Source organism: Candidatus Acidianus copahuensis (genome assembly GCF_000632495.1).
Taxonomy (GTDB): Archaea; Thermoproteota; Thermoprotei_A; order Sulfolobales; family Sulfolobaceae; genus Acidianus; species Acidianus copahuensis.
In genome coordinates, this window is record NZ_JFZT01000039.1 from 52,501 (window position 1) to 68,440 (window position 15,940).

Below are 15,940 nucleotides of genomic sequence, written 5' to 3' on the forward strand. Positions count from 1 at the left end.
TAGAACGACCAGGGTAGTATTGCTTCGCTAGTTCCACCAAACCTTTCTCGTCTATCACGCTAGCCAGTAAACCAGAATTTATAAGATTAACCAAATCGTAAAGGGACCTAAAATCATCAGACACATCTTCAGGCCTACAAAGAGGTCTAACAGCCTTTAAGACCTTTGTTGCAAGATCTCCAAGGTCTTTTACCTTTCTATCTTGTTTAGCTTGGATAAGAAGAGGCCAGTAATCATCTCTCACGTCATCATCAATAGCAATCAAAGTCCTTCCTAAAAACTTCTTTTTCTTTACTGGCATTGAGAGATTTAGCATTGAATGATATTAAAACCTTTCCCTTAGAAAGAGAAAATAAAACCAAACAATTAGGATTCAGGAACAAAAAAATTCACTAGGGTAGAGATGGAAAGCTTCCTTATAGAGAGAAATACTTTAAAAAATAGTAACATGATAGCAGAAAGACGATTAGACGAAGTTTAAATTGAGTATATATCCTTCGCCTTCATTTACATGATGCGAATCTTTCAAAATGTTAGATGTACTTAGATGGCAAAGGTAAACGGCTAAGAACTCAGAAGTTAATCCAGAATACACTTCGCAATGTGGACATTGAAGTACAAGCTATTTTCATAGATTGCTTTTTCTGTGAGAAGTTGATCACGCTTCTGTTTGCTATATTTAGGCTCACTTATCATTACGCACTTGTTGGAAATCTTCTTAGATCTTGTTAAGGCTAACTCTTTCTTTTTTTGGTAAGGTTTTACTATAAAGGGTGTTCAATCGAAAGCTTGGGTATTTTATAGTTAATATACCATTTTTCTACTGTTTTATGGAACAAACTAAACTTCTTTTAGAGGAATAATTTTCAGAAGAACTCTTTTAAATTTCTTGTGCAATTCGCTAAAGCAACAAATAAAATAGGTAATCGATTTCCTTAATTTTGGTTTGAAATCGCGTTTATGAGAACTCAATATTTAGGCGATCTTTGTTTACAAGAAAGATTTTCTTAACTTTTTTTATTTAAGTAAAGAGATATAATATCAGTTCCTATGACAATAACTCATTTATAAAAAATATCTAAAGGTGAAAAAATAACGAAAGCTAAATTCCTATAGAGATAACTTTACATCATTTTATTACCTTTCCTTTTTTTTTTTAAAATATAGATAGTAAATTATATTATAAATAACTTACTTCCAGAAAACCATTACTTTTTCTATCTTCCCACTAAAGTAAACTGATACTAAAACAGAAGGCCTTACGGAAAGAACAGCCAGTTTGACCTCCTCCGTTCTGTCAGTCAAAGACACAGGAAGAATAAATGCTACTTCTTCAACCTCTTTAGGAAGAATAAAGTTCAAGTACTTGTCAAAGCTCCCCACAGCCGATAAAGGGATAGCCTTCCACGCACGATAACCCCTAAGCAAATCCAACAAAGAAGCTTCTAATGTAATCTCTTCAAACATCTGCATTAGTGAGTATTAACTTAACAAACTTAAAAACCTTACTCTTCATTTGCCTATATTTTATATAATAAGCTTCTATATAAATCTTTATCTAAAGTTGCCTGTTAGGACAACTCTAAAGTTCTTTTGGAGGAATCATGTTCAGAACAGAATTCGAAACAGTTTCACGACACCATTAAGACAAATTTGAACTAGAAACTCAATAACAACAAATTTGAATATATGATATTTTTAGGTGTTTATAAATCTCTAAAAACTATTAAGCTAGAAAACACAAAACAAGAAGTTAAATATTGAACCTTTCCTCGATGGAATTCCTGATGCTTTATCTTATTCTTAGTTTGCGGGAGCGGGGATTTGAACCCCGGATGGCCTTCGCCAGCGGATATCTTACAGGCCTTGAGTCCGCCCCCTTGGTCCGCTCGGGCACTCCCGCAAATTAGAAATCGTGATTACAGTAAAAAAACTTTCACATCTTTTTGAGGACTAATGAGGTTAATGTTGATGTAACTCCCTTGATCGACCTTATGCTCTCTATTACATTATTTAATTCTATGTTATCTTTAGCTTCAACTCTTGCAACTACATCATAGTCCCCTGAAATCTCCATTACTTCCTTTACTCCTGGGATCACTGAAAGTCGCCTAGTAACTGAGGTTGTGTAAACGTTTGAGTCACATTTTATTGAAACTACAGCCTCTACTTTCTCAGGTGGTCTAGGCTTTAAGATTTTGCCTGTAACCTCTTCGGCTATTTCTAGCAAGTCAACGTCTCTGTAAAACCTTGCTGAGGGATTTGCCTTTATTTTCGCTAAAACTTGGTCTAACTCTTCATCATTTAACTGCACTCCTAGTCTATCAAAACGATCCTTCAAGGCATGTTTGCCAGTGTACTTGTCTATTACGTAATCTCTACTCCTACCAAAAGCCTCCGGAGGCATGAACTCATATGTCTTAGGATCGCTAAGTATTCCAGCTACGTGCACTCCAGCCTTATGAACGAATGCGTAATCTCCAGTTATTGGGAAGTTTGGAGGCATTGAAATCCCACTATACTTCTCTACCAGAGAGGAGACTTTAGGTAAGATCTCAAGCTTAACCACGTCAATACCAAAGTGATATTTGATTGCTGCAGCAACTACTTGTAAGGGTACTATTCCCACTCTTTCCCCTAAGCCATTTACAGTAGTATGAATTATTGTTGCCCCTCCCTCAACTGCCGCTAACGCGTTAGCTACAGCCATTCCAAGGTCATTATGAGCATGAATATCTAGCTCCACTCCAGGAACCTGAGAGGAAATATAGGAAAAGAGCTCCCTCGCCTTTTCAGGATACAAAACTCCAACAGTATCGGCGAGACTTACTCTATCTGCTCCAGCGTCTCTAGCCGTTTTGACTACTTGAACAAGATAACCTAAATCGGCCCTTGTGGCATCTTCAGCTGTAAATCTAACCTTCATTCCGTGAGTCCTAGCATAAGAAATTGTATCAGCAATTATCTGGAGTGCCTCCTCTCTACTCTTCTTTGTCTTAGCTTTTAGATGAATATCGCTTATTCCGTAAAAAATTGCTGTTCTATCTACCTCAAGTTCAGCGTTTACTTCTATATCGCTCTTTACTGCTCTACTGTGCCCAACTACTTCTGATCCTATTTCTCCTTCCCTTCTTAGCTTCATTATTCTTCTTATTCCCTCGTATATATCAGGTGATACCGCAGGATGCCCTGCCTCTATCATGGACACGCCTACTTCTGAGAGAACCTTAGCTATCTCAACTCTTTGATCTATTGTAAATACTACCCCAGGAGTTTGCTCTCCTTCCCTAAGAGTAGAATCCAATATGCCTACTTTCAAAAATCGCACCTATTCGATTCATCAATAGTAACTTACTTATTAAGATTCCAGATAATTGGTGGTTCGATATTCTCACTAATCAAGGGTATTAAGTATCAACTGAGATACATTTTCCAAGCCAAGTTTTTGCGAATATTTCTCCAAGATCTCTGAGATTAGGCTGTAAACTTCTTTCTTCCCTCTAACTTCTTCAATGTAATCAGTATAAGCAAAAATTATAGCTGACTTTAAGCTATTTCCCTTTAGTATATTTTCCTCAACTAAATCTAGAATTTTTTTTACTTCTTCTTTGCTAACTTTTCCCCTAAATGTTCTAAGATCCTCAAATTCCTTCTGGTCCAGAACTGACGTAATAATCACCACTCTAGCAGTGTTGATACTTCTTTTCCTAATATAATGTCGCTTAGCTTTTCTAGCTTATTATAATTCATCACTATAACCCTTATCTTAGATCTTTCAATTATCTTTAAAGCCATGGGGTCAAGAAGCTCATAAGTCCCAGCCTGTACATGAGAGTTATTTAAAACTTTCTTCAGGTCTTCTATTTTTATCTTTCTGATTAGCTTTGCTCCAGGATTGATTCTAGGATCGCTATCGTAAACGCCATCTACATTGGTTGCAATTATCAAAAGATCTGCATTAGAAGCCTCAGCTGCCAACGAAGCTACTGCCGCAGTAGACTGCCCTGGTTGAAATCCACCAGCTACAACTACTTTACCATAGGACCAAGCTTGAATAAACTCTTCTAAACTTTCTGGGACTTTCATGTATGCAACTTCAGGTAGGGAAAATACAACCAAGTAAGCGTTAAGCCTAGACGTCCATATACCTAGAAGATCTAGATAGGCCTCATTTGAACCTATACGTCTTGCGAGTTCAATATATCTCCTAGCAGTTTGTCCTCCTCCAATAACTACTCCAACTCTATACCCTTTACTTACTAGGTTAACTACTGCATCTCTAAGCTGAATTAGTCTAGAGGAATCCTCATCAAAAATCTTCCCACTTATCTTTAGAATTATCTTCATCCTCTTTAAGAGCGAAAAAAGTAAAAAAGTTTAAATCTGGTAATCGTCTGGTAGTTTATGCCTAAAGTACTTCCCAGTATCAGGATCCTTAAATAAGCCTATCTTTACTCCCTTTCTACCCTTTGGAGCTAAAGACCAAGCCTTTTCAGGCGATAGTTCTGCTTCCTTCCCACTTGGAGTCTTAACTTTTACAGTTTTCTTAGAGGTCATGTCAGTAAATCTATTGAAGGATTCACATTATAAGTCTTTCCATGACTCTTTTAATGGATAATACCATCAGATCTTCAATGACTGATGTTGAAGGATTCCCTTAATGTATTACAGCGATCTGCTTGTCCCTCCATCAACTAAGAAGGAAGAACCTGTAATGTATGGAGAAGATACAATAGTTTGTATTACCGGCCCAAGATCTTTTTCCGGATCTCCAATCCTGCCAATAGCAGTTCTATCTATGACCTCAGACTTCCAGACCTCTTCGAATGACTTATTAGTTTTCTGCGCGAGCTTACTAATACCTCTTCTAGCTCCTTGAGTGTCAAAGCTGCCCATTAGAATAACGTTAAAAGTAACGTTAAATTCTCCGTAATCTCTAGAAAGAATCTTTGCCAATTGCATTAAAGGAGACCTTGAAACGTCAGCTAATACGAAAATGCTCTGTGGTTCCTTGACTGTCCATGAAGAAAGGTAAATCACTCTTCCAAACTTTCTAGCCTTCATTCCATTCAAAACTAGCCTTGTTAACTCTACAGCGCTAAACAAATATAGTTTAACTGCCTCTTCCCAGTCCTCATACGAAGTTTCTTCAAATAGAGCTGGTTCCTTCCTAGGATTTCCAGAATTTACAATAAGGACATCTATACCTCCCATAATCTCTTCGGAGAATTTTACTAGGTCTATCAATGATTGTCTATTTGTTAGATCTGAGGTTTTACCCCAGACAGCTGGAGAAATTCTCCTCAAGAACAATAACGCTGAGTCAAGTTTGTCCTCTGATCTAGAGGAGATCACTAGTCTATTACCTCTCTTTAGGAAAAACTTAGATAGTCCCATACCTATTCCTTCTGTAGAGGCTGTAATCAAAAACCTCATAAATTAAGCTTTGCAATGGGGATTATATGTCCGTTTTCACGGTTTACCATCACTCCTTTGAAGTTTTAGGAGGTAGTGAAAGAGTTGCAGTAGCAGTGATCAGAGTTCTTAAAGATTTGGGCATGAAAGTTAGATTAGTTACTCTAGTCCCCCCAGACGACAAGATATATGCATGGGATAGAAATTACGTTAAACCAGACGAAGTTATAAGGGTAAACTTTCCGCTTAAATTTGGTCTATACAAAGCTCTTTATCTTTCTTTAAGGACTGTAAGAGGAAACACTATAAGTACAATAGGTGACATAACAAACTGTGACTATAATTACATCCATTTTCCTTGGTCAATCTCAGAAGTGGCCGGAATTAAGGTTTACAAAGGGACAAAAAGGATCTACTTCTTGCCATACAAAGTATTCCACAGAAAAATTAAGAATGGTGGAAAAATGTTGGCTAACTCAAGGTGGACAGGAGAAATATTGAGAAAAGCTGGTTTCCAATATCAAGTCGTTTATCCACCAGTTGACGTTGAGAAGTATTCCCAAGTAGGAGGAAAAGAAAGAGATCCTAGAACTGTATTAACGATAAGTAGGATTTCTCCAGAAAAGGATTTAGACAATCTATTTTATGTGGCTGAAAAATTAAAAAATTTCAATTTCTACCTTCTAGGATCTTCAGGAAGAAGCAGAAGATACTTGCAGGAAGTTTTAAGAAAAGCTGAAAGTTTACATAATCTAAAGGTAATAACAAACTTTGATGATAAAACATTACTTGATATTATGGGAAAGGCTAAACTTTACTTCCACCCTAAGATAGAAGAGCATTTTGGCATATCTGTAGTTGAGGCAATGTCTGCAGGAATTATACCAGTTGTACATAAGAGTGGAGGAACTTGGATGGATATTGTGGATGAGGGAAAGTATGGTTTTGGTTATTCAAGCAAAGAAGAGGCAGTAAACTCATTAATTGAGGCGTCTAAATCTTCCCTTGAAGTTAAGAAAAGGGCAGAAATGTTTACCTTTAAGAAATTTGAAGCTACTCTTTTGTCGATCCTGGAGAGAGCTTCCTAAAGACTTCTAGAACACCTATAAAATCCTTTTCGCCTAGACCCAACGCCTCAGCCATCCTATATAGTTGAAGAGATAAAGACGATGTTAGAGTCAATGCTCTAATCCTCTGAGATTCTCTTTGAATAATTTCTAGATCTTTCCTCATATGTTTAACAGCAAACTGGGTGGAGTAATCCTCTGAGACCATCTTAGGAACTTTTAGTTCGGTTGTAGGAGATCTAGCGCTACTGAGTTCAGATAAGACTTTAGCTACCTTTTCCTTATCTAATCCGCTAGAAATGCCAAAATTATAAGCTTCGGCCATAGCTGTGGCGTATACGCCTAGTAGAAGATTATTAACCAGCTTTGCGTAAAGTCCCATACCATTATCTCCCATATATATCACGCTAGAAGAAGTGTGGGAAAGAAGGTCTTTCACCTTAGAGAACTGATCCTCTGGCCCTCCAACCATAACAACTAACTTTTTCTGTTCTACAAAAACGGAAGTGCCTATAACAGGGGCGTCATACATTACGCCTCCAACTTCTTTTACCTTCTTAGCTAAGGCTAAACTGACTGAAGGAGAGATTGTTGACATGTCAACAAGAATCTTACCCTTTAAGTGAGGGATCAAGTTTTCAACAACTGTCGTTACTGCATCATCGTCTGAAAGCATCGTCAAAACTATTTCACACTCGTTCGCAATTTCCTGTAATCCTCCAAACTTGACTTTATATTGCCTGGAAAATTCTTTGGCTTTGTCCTCTGTCCTATCCCAAACTAAGCCTAGAACTCCGTCCTTTGCTAGGTTTGCACCTATTCTCCAACCCATTACTCCTAGTCCTATAAGACCGTTCATACTTAAGATATCGATTCCAAGCTTTTGTGTTTTCCTTCGCTTTTGACAAGGTCTATTAGTAACACTTCCCCTTTAATAGATGACAACTTCTCCCTTAGTTCTTGGAAGTCCCTCGCCTCTACGTAAACGTCATAGAGTTTTTCATACACTTTTTCTCCGATTGGTTCAGTCGAGTAAACCAGAAGTCTGTAAACCCTCTTTATTGGTCTCATCCCCATAATTACTCCTATTTCCCTCCCTGAGATTTCCCTAACCTTCCTCATAATATATCCACTAACTTCTATCGAGTCCTCATTTCTTTCAGTTATGATAGGATATTTGTCAAGAATTCTGACCTCTGAAGGTTCAACAAATGGGACCATAACCTTGGATTTAAGTCCTTCCTCTAATGATGTATCTGAGTACCACGAAGAGATAGTTACCCTTCTGCTCAGCCTAGAGTAAAGGTAAAGGTTAAGCCTCCTTTTCTCTACAAGGTAAATTTGTCTTGTCTCGACGTCATAAACTATCTCCACATCAGCGTTATCAATGCATGGAGGAAAACCCTCAGCTGAAAGCCTTTTACCTACCTCTCTTCTTATCTCGTTCTTAATGCTCTCGTAATAAATTAAACTATTTTCCATGGCAAACTCTCTTTCCCTTTCCCTTAGTTCGTCGGATAACCTAACGCCCAATACATAATTTACTTTACTTTCCTTAAGGTAGGATAAAGCCTTTATAAAGAAGTCTTCTTCGAACTCTTTTATAAAAGACCCACACAAATAACAAGACCTGTTTTGAAAAGAATCGGAGAAGTAGTTCTCATAAACGCCGGAATAATCTCTCCCAATATTATAGAAAACATCCTTAAGTTCCTCTAAGTCGCCAAACTCATGATCTTTTATTTTCCTGTCCAATTCCATTACCAAAGAAATCTTTATCGCTTTTCCCCTTTCCTTATCTGAGAGCTTATAACCTAACTTCGCAAAGCATCTGCCTAAACAGCTATCGCAAAGGGGATACCTCTTGAGTAGATCAAACGCCTTGTCCAGAAAGTTTTCCGAAGAGTTTTTCGACGTCCTTCTTCCTCCTCCTTATCATCTTAAGAGTTTTTTGCATCATATTAAAGTGCTCTACCATTTCCTTAACCTCTTCAACCTCAACTCCAGCTCCAATTGCTATTCTCCTCATTCTAGACTTGTCCATTAAAGACGGATCGTCGAGTTCTTGATACGTCATAGAATTCATTATCGCGATCCACTTCCTCATTTTTTCTTCCCCAATCTTTAACTGATCGTCAGATACTTGTCCAAAGATTCCAGAACCTGGCAAGAGCTGGAAAACCTTGGATAGAGGTCCCATCTTTCTTAAAGCGTTAATCTGATCGTACAAATCTCTAAAAGTTAGTTTTCCCTTACCAGACATCACTTCTTCCATTTTTTTCTGTACGTTTTCGTAGTTCTCAATCTCTTTGAACTTTTCTAGGATTGTCTCTACGTCGCCCATACCAAGTATTCTAGCAACAAACCTCCTAGGATTAAATACTTCTAATTCGTCCGTCTTTTCTCCAGTTCCAATAAACTTTATTATAGCTCCAGTAGCTGCAACTGCAGAAAGAGCCCCCCCACCTTTTGCAGTTCCATCCATTTTAGTTATTATTATAGTACCGATTTTAGTTGCTTGATGAAATCTAGAGGCTAAATCAAAGGCTTTCTGACCTATTGACGCATCTATAACCAGAGTAACTTCATCAGGTTTTATTGCGTCGTAAATATTCTTCATTTCCTCTAGGAGCTTAACTTCCTCTCCATAACCATGTCTTCCAGCAGTGTCCACAATAATTATCTCTTTCTTTTCCTGAAGGAATTTCTCTAAACCTCTTTTAGATATACCAACAGCATCGTTGCTTCCAGGTTCACCATATACATCTACTTTAATTTGATCTCCTATTTGCTTTAGCTGTTCTAGAGCAGCAGGTCTATATACGTCCGCTCCCACTACTCCTACGTTAAAACCTTTCTTCTTGTAAAAGTATGCCAATTTTCCAGCCGTAGTTGTCTTTCCGGTGCCTTGAACTCCAACCAACATGATAATGTAAGGAATTTTATCCGGAATTACCTTGGGCTCAACATCCCCTCCAAAGAGATTAGATAGTTCCTCATAAACTACTTTTATGAACCATTCCCTTCTCTCTATTGTAGAAGGCGGTTTTTCATTCTTTAACCTTTCCTTAATCTTGTTTGTTAACGTCATCACTAGTTGTACTTTAACGTCAGAAGAGATTAGTGACTTCTGCAGATCTTTTATAAAATCGTCAACGGCTTTATCATAAGAAGAAGATCCAGTTAAAAATTTTCTTACAGAATCCTTTAAATTATCTAACATTTACTTTACCCTTACAATTTTTCTTCTCCCCATTATAGACCAATACTCTACCTCTGCTCCTGGTCTTACTTTTGAGGCTAAGTCTTCCTCTTTTGGTCTCTCAATATCGAAAGTTTCGTAAGTGTCTAGATCCATTAATTGAATCTTCTCATTCATATCAGCTAGAATTTGACCCACATGTTTCTCTATGACTGGAATCTCTATTTGCTCATCAACCGGAGCCATAAGAGTCTTCTTAGATCCAGTAAAGATGCTGATTGCGACTATATTAGCTTTAGCCGCGCCATGTTTTCCAGTCTTAGCCTTAGAGACCTCAACTACTCTACAAGGTTCTCCATCTATTACAACGTAATTACCTTCTTTTAAGTCGCCCACTTTAGCGTAATTTACTCCCATGAGTATCCCTTGAAAGTTTCCACATTAATTTTTAACTCTTGTGCTCCGAGCTTTGGCCCTTCATCACTCATCAGTACCATACTCTCTTCACAGCAAGCTTATTATTTATCTAAGGATTAAAAGTAGTTATGACTTGGAAAGTGAAGTGTACCTCGTGCGGTACAGAGAGAAACTTAAACATCAGTTTTGACATAGGAAAACAAAAGACTATTTACGTTTATTGTCCAGTTTGCAAGAAAAACACTTTTAATGAGATACTCGGATATGTAGAGGAATGAAGAACCCAATAACTTTGAGCGATGAAATAACCTGTCTCGTCTGACTAACTTATGAAATCTCCAGTCTGTATCTTCTCGGGGATGTACTGAAAGGCTAAGAATTTCAAACCTTTGCTAGCCATAGCCTCTATCTCTAGCTTAGCCTTTTTCTGTAAGAAGTAGGAAATCTCTTCTTGCCAATTCTTAGTCTTAAACCACTGGTAATTCCTAATCTCCATAGCTCTCTTTATGTCGTAATCCTTTGCTTTTATAATGAAGTTGTTTCTTTCCCTTTCAGTTAAATACGCCTTCTTTTTAGGAGTCCCAAATATGTCCCCCATTGATACGCCTAAAAACCTAGCTTGAGATGTCGCAAGTCTTTCGCTTTCATAAGATAGATTTATTGAACCTATTCTGAAAACGCTGTAAATGTACCATCCATAAGGATCCGCATCTGTGAGTATGTAGACTGGAAGCTTTAACTCTTCGTTTAGCCTCCTGACAAACCTTCTTGTTGCTCTATCTGGCTGTCCAGCACTAGTTACGAGAATTGCATTATATTTTTTCCAAAATCCTTCCCTATGTAACTGCTGGAAAACTGCGTCCTTCTCTACAACTAGGACGTAGTCTGCCTTAATGTCCACTATATCCACTAAGTCAGGAGTAGGCTCAATAGAATAAGCGCCGTGCCCCATCTTACTCAAATCTATAATATCGTTACCGCTTCTTATCCTCATATCACCTACAAGTTTTCCCTTTTCCTTGCTAAGAATTAGCATATCTTCCCTAAGCAGAGAAGTCAAGACTTCCACGTCAACGATCACACTATCTGACTCCTTTTGCTCATCCCAGGTATTTTCCTCATATGTTTTGCCATTAGGAGCTTTTAGTACAATTGAGTGCTTTCCCCTATAGTAGAGGTCACGAATTGTTGGATACTCGTTATTTATCAAAGCGTCATATATTATACTACCCATCAACGTGGTTTGCATGAATCTCCTTGCTTCATTCAAGTCTAGAAAGTTCCTCTTTACCTTGTTTTCACCTAATAGAAGAAGCTTTCTTTGCTCGTCATAAACTGTATTCTCCAACGTCCTCCTAGGCATTTCTAAAACTAGGGATTCTCCCTTATTTATCTGATCTAATATTGAAAGAAACTTTTTCTTTAGAATTTCAGCAGCCCTTTGCCTTGCCTCTTTATCTACCTTAGAAACGAACTCGCTCATAGTGCCTCAACCTTATACATCTTATATTCCTCTGTATCTTTTAGGTCTAATCTTCTTTTAACTACCTCAAAAAGTCTTTCCTCTATTTCCTTTTCGACTTTTACTGCCTCTTCTTTATTTCCGTCAACTGCAAAGACTGAAAGAGATCTAGCTACCTCTGGAACATATTTCAAGTAAGTTAACATCTTTCTTTTAGCTTCTTCTTCTTTTTTCTTCTCTGCCATAAAGATCTTGAGCCTTCTAGCAGTTTCCATTATTCCATTCCTTACCTCCTTCTCTATTTCCTCAACGTCTGCTATGCTCTCCTTTCCAGCGCTCTTATATGGAACCTTGGTACTACAAAGATGAACCATTACAACTAGAGGTTTGAGATCTTCCTCCACTCCGTATCTCTTCCAATCAATTTCCTCAACCACTTTCCATATTACGTCAGACTTCTCATCATAAATTAAAGGTATCTTATTAGCATATCTCAAAACCAGAGGCTCTTCTCCTGGTTGTATATTTCCACCATAAGCTAAACCTACCTCAACTATGAAAGGATGACCTTGATAAGCCTTGGGCTTTCTAGTTATAGCGTTAACAAACTCCGGAGCAAACACGTTCTTAAGACTTAATTCAATCAAATCGGATCCTATAACTGAAAGGGAATCGGGAGATGGAGGTCTGAAACCCTCAAACTTCTTCATTGCCTCAGTAAGCCTTGAAAGTTCATCATCCTTTAAACTCTGGATCTTCCTCTCAGGCTTTAGGTTAGCCATCTCTAGGACTTTTAACGCGGTTATTTCGCCAACTCCCTGAAACTCCTTAATTAGAAAGTCCTTTACAGTGTAGTTATCCCTTTGCTTAGCTATTATGTTCTTAAGAAGTTCTATATCTACACCATATGGATGAGGTTTTACTTCAACTGGTGGTTTCGGTATCTTATTTGTTAGTCTAGGGTAATAAATCACATTACCCTCAGGATCTTTGAAAAAGAACTCGGCGTAGGGGGCAACTATGTAAGTCCTCTTTACGTACTCGTAAATCCTTTGCTTCGATCTCTGCCAGTCTCCAACTAAGTAGAGGCTTACTGATGTACCATGGTATCCCTTTTCGTTAGAAGAGGAAGATCTCTCATAAATTACAGGTTCATTTTTAGTTACATCGATCTTAAGCTTGAAAAAGTAAGTCCTCTTGGAGTTAAGTGGTGAAGTAATTATCTCAAGAGGTCTTTCTTGGTACATCTGACTATAGAGCACTGCAGCCTTAACTCCAAGACCATACATTCCCCTAGTCTGTCTTATAACATATTTAGAACTGTAAAGTACCCTCCCAAATGCTTCTGGGACAACGTGAGGTGGAATTCCTATTCCATTATCCTCTATAGTTACCTTATATATTTGTTTTTGTTGATCAACTAAGTCTATTACGAGTTTTATACTTGGCAAAATTTCATGGACGTCGGTAGCATCTAAAGAGTTCTCTACAAGCTCTCTTACTGTTTGATAGAGAGCCCTAGCTGGATTTGAGAATCCGACTAACTCGGGATTTCGCTTAAAGAACTCTGCAGGTGAAATGCTGACAAACTTTTCTGACAACAATAGTCCACCGCAGAATAAATATTAAGAAATTAGCTTAATAAGACTGAAGCCAATATAGGAAGAATAACTGTAGCATCCCCATAAATTACTGTATTTTCTGCATTTTCTTTAATTTTATTCCATGATATTGCCTCTCTTGGCTTTGCCCCACTTAAACTTCCATCATACTCTTGAGCAGTAGTTAGGTATACTGCGTAATCTAGACCGTCTTTAAACTGATTCCACCATATTGTATGATGTTTGCTTATCCCACCACCTATAATGAGAGCCCCAGACTTATTGCAGGAAAATATCATATCCTTTACATTTCTCATATCTTCAAACAGATTAATCCTAAGACCGTTAAACTGAGATCTAATAAAAAGGTTTGTCCCAAAACTTCCATCTATTACGCCAGGAACGAAAATGGGCACCTTCTTCTCGTAAGCAGATCTAAGTATTGAGTTATTATCCTTGATTCTCTTGCCAAATTCCCAAAGAAGCTCATAGACAGGCCATTCCTTCTTTTCCTTGATCACATCATCAAGTACCTCCTTCACTACATCCTCCACCACTTTCCCGTAGGACTCAAAGGGAACTAAGACGTTACCTAACCGATGTATACGCATTTCCCTTAACATATTATCGTCATACTCAAAGATACCTTTATAGTATTTACCGCCAAAGCTTCTGGCAATGTCGTGATCTATTGTACCACCAGTTGTTATGATTACGTTAAAGTATCCTCTAGATATCATGTCAGCAAATAAGCCTCGCAGGCCAGTAGATACTAGATTTGCAGTAAATGAAATAAACCTCAGATCTGCATCTTTAACCATATCCTTCAAAATTCTAGAGCCCAGAAAGACCGAGGATGCCGTAAACCCGTGAATCTTCGCTAAAATGTCTAAGTAATTATTTAACCCCTTCAAATCGTCTAACGTGATATCCTGCACTTCCTCCTTAAGAATGTCATCCCTATTCAACCCTTAGTCACCCCTATTGGTCTTAACCTTAGGACAAGTCTAGCAATGTTTACTTCATCTGCTACTTTAGCTACTCTATCTACATCCTTATATGCTCCAGGAGCTTCCTCAGCTACAACTCTTCTAGTAGCTGCTTTAACAACTATTCCCTTTTCCTCAAGGTTTTCTACTACTGTATTAGTTGGATAGCTCCTTACCGCAGCTTCTCTAGACATCCATCTGCCTGCACCATGAGGAGCGGTGAACCAAGTTCTTCTACCTTCAGGTATTCCAGTCATAACATAACTAGCTGTTCCCATACTTCCAGGTATTAGGACAACTTGTCCAGTCTCCCTATGTTCTACGGGAATTTCTTGACTTCCTGGAGGAAATGCCCTAGTTGCACCTTTCCTATGAACTAGGAGTTTTTCCCTCTTTCCATCAACATCATACTCTTCGATTTTAGCTATATTGTGCGCAACATCGTAAATTATGTGAAGGTCTAATTTTTCTGGATCTACTTTAAAGACCTTTCCAAAGCTCTCTCTAACCCAATGAGTTATTAGTTGTCTATTACTCCATGCAAAATTTGCTCCTGATACCATAGCATGGAAGTAGTCCTGTCCTTCCCTAGTACTAAAAGGTATTGCCGCTAACTCCCTATCAGGGACTTGTATGTTATACTTCTTCATTGCCCTTTCCATTATCTGCAGATAATCACTTGCTATCTGATGACCCAGCCCCCTAGAACCTGTGTGTATCATTACCGTTACCTGTCCTTCATGAGTTATTCCTAAGGCCTTAGCTATTCTCTCATTGTAAATCTTGTCAACAACTTGAACTTCAAGGAAGTGATTTCCTGCTCCTAATGTTCCTAGTTGAGCTGATCCACGTTTCTTGGCTATACTACTTACCTTATCTGGCTCTGCTAGATCCCAACTTCCCCTTTGCTCAATATTCTCCATATCCTCAGACCAACCAAATCCTTTTTCTGTTGCCCATTTGACTCCCTCAGAAAGTACTTTATCAAGCTCAGAAGAAGTAAGCTTAACCTTTCCTTCACTGCCTACTCCACTCGGTACGTTTCTATAAATTTCATTAACTAGTTCGTTTAGCTTTGGCTTAACATCGTCATAATCCAAGTTAGTCCTAAGCAATCTAACTCCGCAGTTTATGTCGTAACCTATTCCACCTGGACTGACAACTCCTCCTTCATCTATTGATGTAGCAGCAATACCACCAATTGGAAAACCGTATCCTTGATGTCCATCTGGAAGGACATAAATGCCCTCTTTTACTCCAGGCAAACATGCTACATTAGTAGCTTGTTTTAAAGTAAGATCTTGTTTCATCTTCTCTATTAATACATCGTCCGCGAACACTGTAACCGGTACTCTCATGCAGGACTGTTCAGTCTTTTCTATTCTCCACTCGTATGAGCCTATGCGTTTAACGTTAACGACCATAACTTTCCAAAGTTTCATACGGGTTTTTTGATTTATAAATCTACTTAATGATACTGACTTTACATATAAGTAACTATAAGGATTAGGAAGATTTTTATCAAGAATTTCTAGTCTAACTAGAATAAATATTTTAATATTTATTATTAATAGTAATATTTAACCAATTTTCAGCTTACAATATTTAATGTAAAACATAAATAACTATTAATTAAGGTATAATATCAAAATATATTCTTATCTTAAAAGCTAATTGTTTAACAAAGTGAATAGAGGTAAAGTATAAATTCTTGTTCTATAACCTTGAATGAATGAAGAGTGTGGCGGACACTGAAAAGTGAGGAAAAACCTATTGCGGATCTTCTT

The 15,940-nt window shown here is 37.9% G+C and carries 17 protein-coding genes and 1 tRNA gene (1 of these 18 cut by a window edge); 2 read left to right on the forward strand and 16 right to left on the reverse strand.

Annotation, left to right across the window (positions count from 1 at the left end):
• The 8 genes from CM19_RS04760 to CM19_RS04795 form a co-directional block, all read right to left on the reverse strand.
• Nucleotides 1-301, reverse strand: partial view of a hypothetical protein gene (locus tag CM19_RS04760; protein ID WP_048099306.1) — the 5' portion only. 227 nt of this gene lie to the left of the window's left edge; 301 of the gene's 528 nt are visible here — the first part of the coding sequence; it begins with the start codon at nucleotides 299-301; the stop codon falls past the left edge of the window.
• Between the two features lie 890 nt (nucleotides 302-1,191).
• Entirely contained in the window at nucleotides 1,192-1,473 is a 282-nt protein-coding gene (locus CM19_RS04765; protein ID WP_048099307.1) for a DUF4898 domain-containing protein, read from the reverse strand.
• A gap of 336 nt (nucleotides 1,474-1,809) precedes the next feature.
• Nucleotides 1,810-1,903: transfer RNA gene (locus tag CM19_RS04770), tRNA-Leu, on the reverse strand.
• A gap of 33 nt (nucleotides 1,904-1,936) precedes the next feature.
• Complete coding sequence (lysS, locus tag CM19_RS04775) at nucleotides 1,937-3,319, reverse strand: homocitrate synthase (protein ID WP_048099308.1); 1,383 nt, start codon at nucleotides 3,317-3,319, stop codon at nucleotides 1,937-1,939.
• A gap of 75 nt (nucleotides 3,320-3,394) precedes the next feature.
• Nucleotides 3,395-3,679 carry a hypothetical protein gene (locus CM19_RS04780; RefSeq protein ID WP_048099309.1) on the reverse strand — a complete coding sequence of 95 codons (285 nt, stop codon included), beginning with the start codon at nucleotides 3,677-3,679 and terminating at the stop codon, nucleotides 3,395-3,397.
• On the reverse strand, nucleotides 3,676-4,347 hold the full coding sequence (gene pyrH / locus CM19_RS04785; protein WP_048099310.1) for a UMP kinase: 672 nt from the start codon (nucleotides 4,345-4,347) through the stop codon (nucleotides 3,676-3,678). Before pyrH ends, CM19_RS04780 begins: the two co-directional genes overlap by 4 nt.
• Nucleotides 4,348-4,377: 30 nt before the next feature.
• Complete coding sequence (locus tag CM19_RS04790) at nucleotides 4,378-4,557, reverse strand: chromatin protein Cren7 (protein WP_048099311.1); 180 nt, start codon at nucleotides 4,555-4,557, stop codon at nucleotides 4,378-4,380.
• 108 nt (nucleotides 4,558-4,665) lie between these two features.
• Nucleotides 4,666-5,436: an SDR family NAD(P)-dependent oxidoreductase gene (locus CM19_RS04795; protein ID WP_048099312.1), complete on the reverse strand. Its 771-nt coding sequence runs from the start codon at nucleotides 5,434-5,436 to the stop codon at nucleotides 4,666-4,668.
• A gap of 26 nt (nucleotides 5,437-5,462) precedes the next feature.
• Between CM19_RS04795 and CM19_RS04800 the strand changes: the two genes are divergently transcribed.
• Nucleotides 5,463-6,503 carry a glycosyltransferase gene (locus CM19_RS04800; protein ID WP_048099313.1) on the forward strand — a complete coding sequence of 347 codons (1,041 nt, stop codon included), beginning with the start codon at nucleotides 5,463-5,465 and terminating at the stop codon, nucleotides 6,501-6,503.
• Here the strand turns inward: CM19_RS04800 and CM19_RS04805 are convergent.
• From CM19_RS04805 to CM19_RS04820, 4 genes are read right to left on the reverse strand one after another with little or no spacing between them, the layout of a single operon-like run.
• The gene (locus CM19_RS04805) at nucleotides 6,469-7,341 is read right to left on the reverse strand and encodes an NAD(P)-dependent oxidoreductase (RefSeq protein WP_048099314.1); all 873 of its coding nucleotides are present in this window, start codon (nucleotides 7,339-7,341) and stop codon (nucleotides 6,469-6,471) included. The genes CM19_RS04800 and CM19_RS04805 overlap by 35 nt on opposite strands.
• A gap of 2 nt (nucleotides 7,342-7,343) precedes the next feature.
• Nucleotides 7,344-8,372: a pseudouridylate synthase gene (locus CM19_RS04810; protein WP_048099315.1), complete on the reverse strand. Its 1,029-nt coding sequence runs from the start codon at nucleotides 8,370-8,372 to the stop codon at nucleotides 7,344-7,346.
• Nucleotides 8,356-9,705, reverse strand: coding sequence for a signal recognition particle protein Srp54 (locus tag CM19_RS04815; protein WP_048099316.1), 1,350 nt, complete (start codon nucleotides 9,703-9,705; stop codon nucleotides 8,356-8,358). Before CM19_RS04815 ends, CM19_RS04810 begins: the two co-directional genes overlap by 17 nt.
• Nucleotides 9,706-10,101 carry a translation initiation factor IF-5A gene (locus CM19_RS04820; protein WP_048099317.1) on the reverse strand — a complete coding sequence of 132 codons (396 nt, stop codon included), beginning with the start codon at nucleotides 10,099-10,101 and terminating at the stop codon, nucleotides 9,706-9,708. It lies immediately after the preceding gene.
• 128 nt (nucleotides 10,102-10,229) lie between these two features.
• On the opposite strand from CM19_RS04820, the gene CM19_RS13205 reads away from it, so the two are divergent.
• Nucleotides 10,230-10,379, forward strand: a complete 150-nt coding sequence (locus tag CM19_RS13205; protein WP_171714668.1) for a hypothetical protein — start codon at nucleotides 10,230-10,232, stop codon at nucleotides 10,377-10,379.
• A 44-nt stretch (nucleotides 10,380-10,423) separates the two neighbouring features.
• On the opposite strand, the gene CM19_RS04825 is transcribed toward CM19_RS13205, so the two are convergent.
• Genes CM19_RS04825 through CM19_RS04840 form a run of 4 tightly spaced genes read right to left on the reverse strand, consistent with a single transcriptional unit; the run spans nucleotide 10,424 to nucleotide 15,577 of the window.
• The gene (locus tag CM19_RS04825) at nucleotides 10,424-11,584 is read right to left on the reverse strand and encodes a DNA topoisomerase IV subunit A (protein ID WP_048099318.1); all 1,161 of its coding nucleotides are present in this window, start codon (nucleotides 11,582-11,584) and stop codon (nucleotides 10,424-10,426) included.
• Entirely contained in the window at nucleotides 11,581-13,167 is a 1,587-nt protein-coding gene (locus CM19_RS04830) for a DNA topoisomerase VI subunit B (protein WP_048099319.1), read from the reverse strand. The genes CM19_RS04825 and CM19_RS04830 overlap by 4 nt, the downstream gene beginning before the upstream one ends.
• Nucleotides 13,168-13,196: 29 nt before the next feature.
• Nucleotides 13,197-14,132 carry a deoxyhypusine synthase gene (locus tag CM19_RS04835; protein WP_048099320.1) on the reverse strand — a complete coding sequence of 312 codons (936 nt, stop codon included), beginning with the start codon at nucleotides 14,130-14,132 and terminating at the stop codon, nucleotides 13,197-13,199.
• The gene (locus CM19_RS04840; protein ID WP_048099616.1) at nucleotides 14,129-15,577 is read right to left on the reverse strand and encodes an RtcB family protein; all 1,449 of its coding nucleotides are present in this window, start codon (nucleotides 15,575-15,577) and stop codon (nucleotides 14,129-14,131) included. The genes CM19_RS04835 and CM19_RS04840 overlap by 4 nt, the downstream gene beginning before the upstream one ends.
• Nucleotides 15,578-15,940: the final 363 nt, after the last annotated feature.

Excerpts from the sequence above, each read along its gene's own strand:
- CM19_RS04840 (WP_048099616.1), bottom strand. The coding sequence starts at position 15,577 with ATGGTCGTTAACGTTAAACGCATAGGCTCATACGAGTGGAGAATAGAA.
- CM19_RS04820 (WP_048099317.1), bottom strand. The coding sequence starts at position 10,101 with ATGGGAGTAAATTACGCTAAAGTGGGCGACTTAAAAGAAGGTAATTAC.
- CM19_RS04800 (WP_048099313.1), top strand. The coding sequence starts at position 5,463 with ATGTCCGTTTTCACGGTTTACCATCACTCCTTTGAAGTTTTAGGAGGT.
- CM19_RS04765 (WP_048099307.1), bottom strand. The coding sequence starts at position 1,473 with ATGCAGATGTTTGAAGAGATTACATTAGAAGCTTCTTTGTTGGATTTG.
- CM19_RS04805 (WP_048099314.1), bottom strand. The coding sequence starts at position 7,341 with ATGAACGGTCTTATAGGACTAGGAGTAATGGGTTGGAGAATAGGTGCA.
- CM19_RS04790 (WP_048099311.1), bottom strand. The coding sequence starts at position 4,557 with ATGACCTCTAAGAAAACTGTAAAAGTTAAGACTCCAAGTGGGAAGGAA.
- CM19_RS04825 (WP_048099318.1), bottom strand. The coding sequence starts at position 11,584 with ATGAGCGAGTTCGTTTCTAAGGTAGATAAAGAGGCAAGGCAAAGGGCT.
- pyrH (WP_048099310.1), bottom strand. The coding sequence starts at position 4,347 with ATGAAGATAATTCTAAAGATAAGTGGGAAGATTTTTGATGAGGATTCC.
- CM19_RS04795 (WP_048099312.1), bottom strand. The coding sequence starts at position 5,436 with ATGAGGTTTTTGATTACAGCCTCTACAGAAGGAATAGGTATGGGACTA.
- CM19_RS13205 (WP_171714668.1), top strand. The coding sequence starts at position 10,230 with ATGACTTGGAAAGTGAAGTGTACCTCGTGCGGTACAGAGAGAAACTTA.
- CM19_RS04815 (WP_048099316.1), bottom strand. The coding sequence starts at position 9,705 with ATGTTAGATAATTTAAAGGATTCTGTAAGAAAATTTTTAACTGGATCT.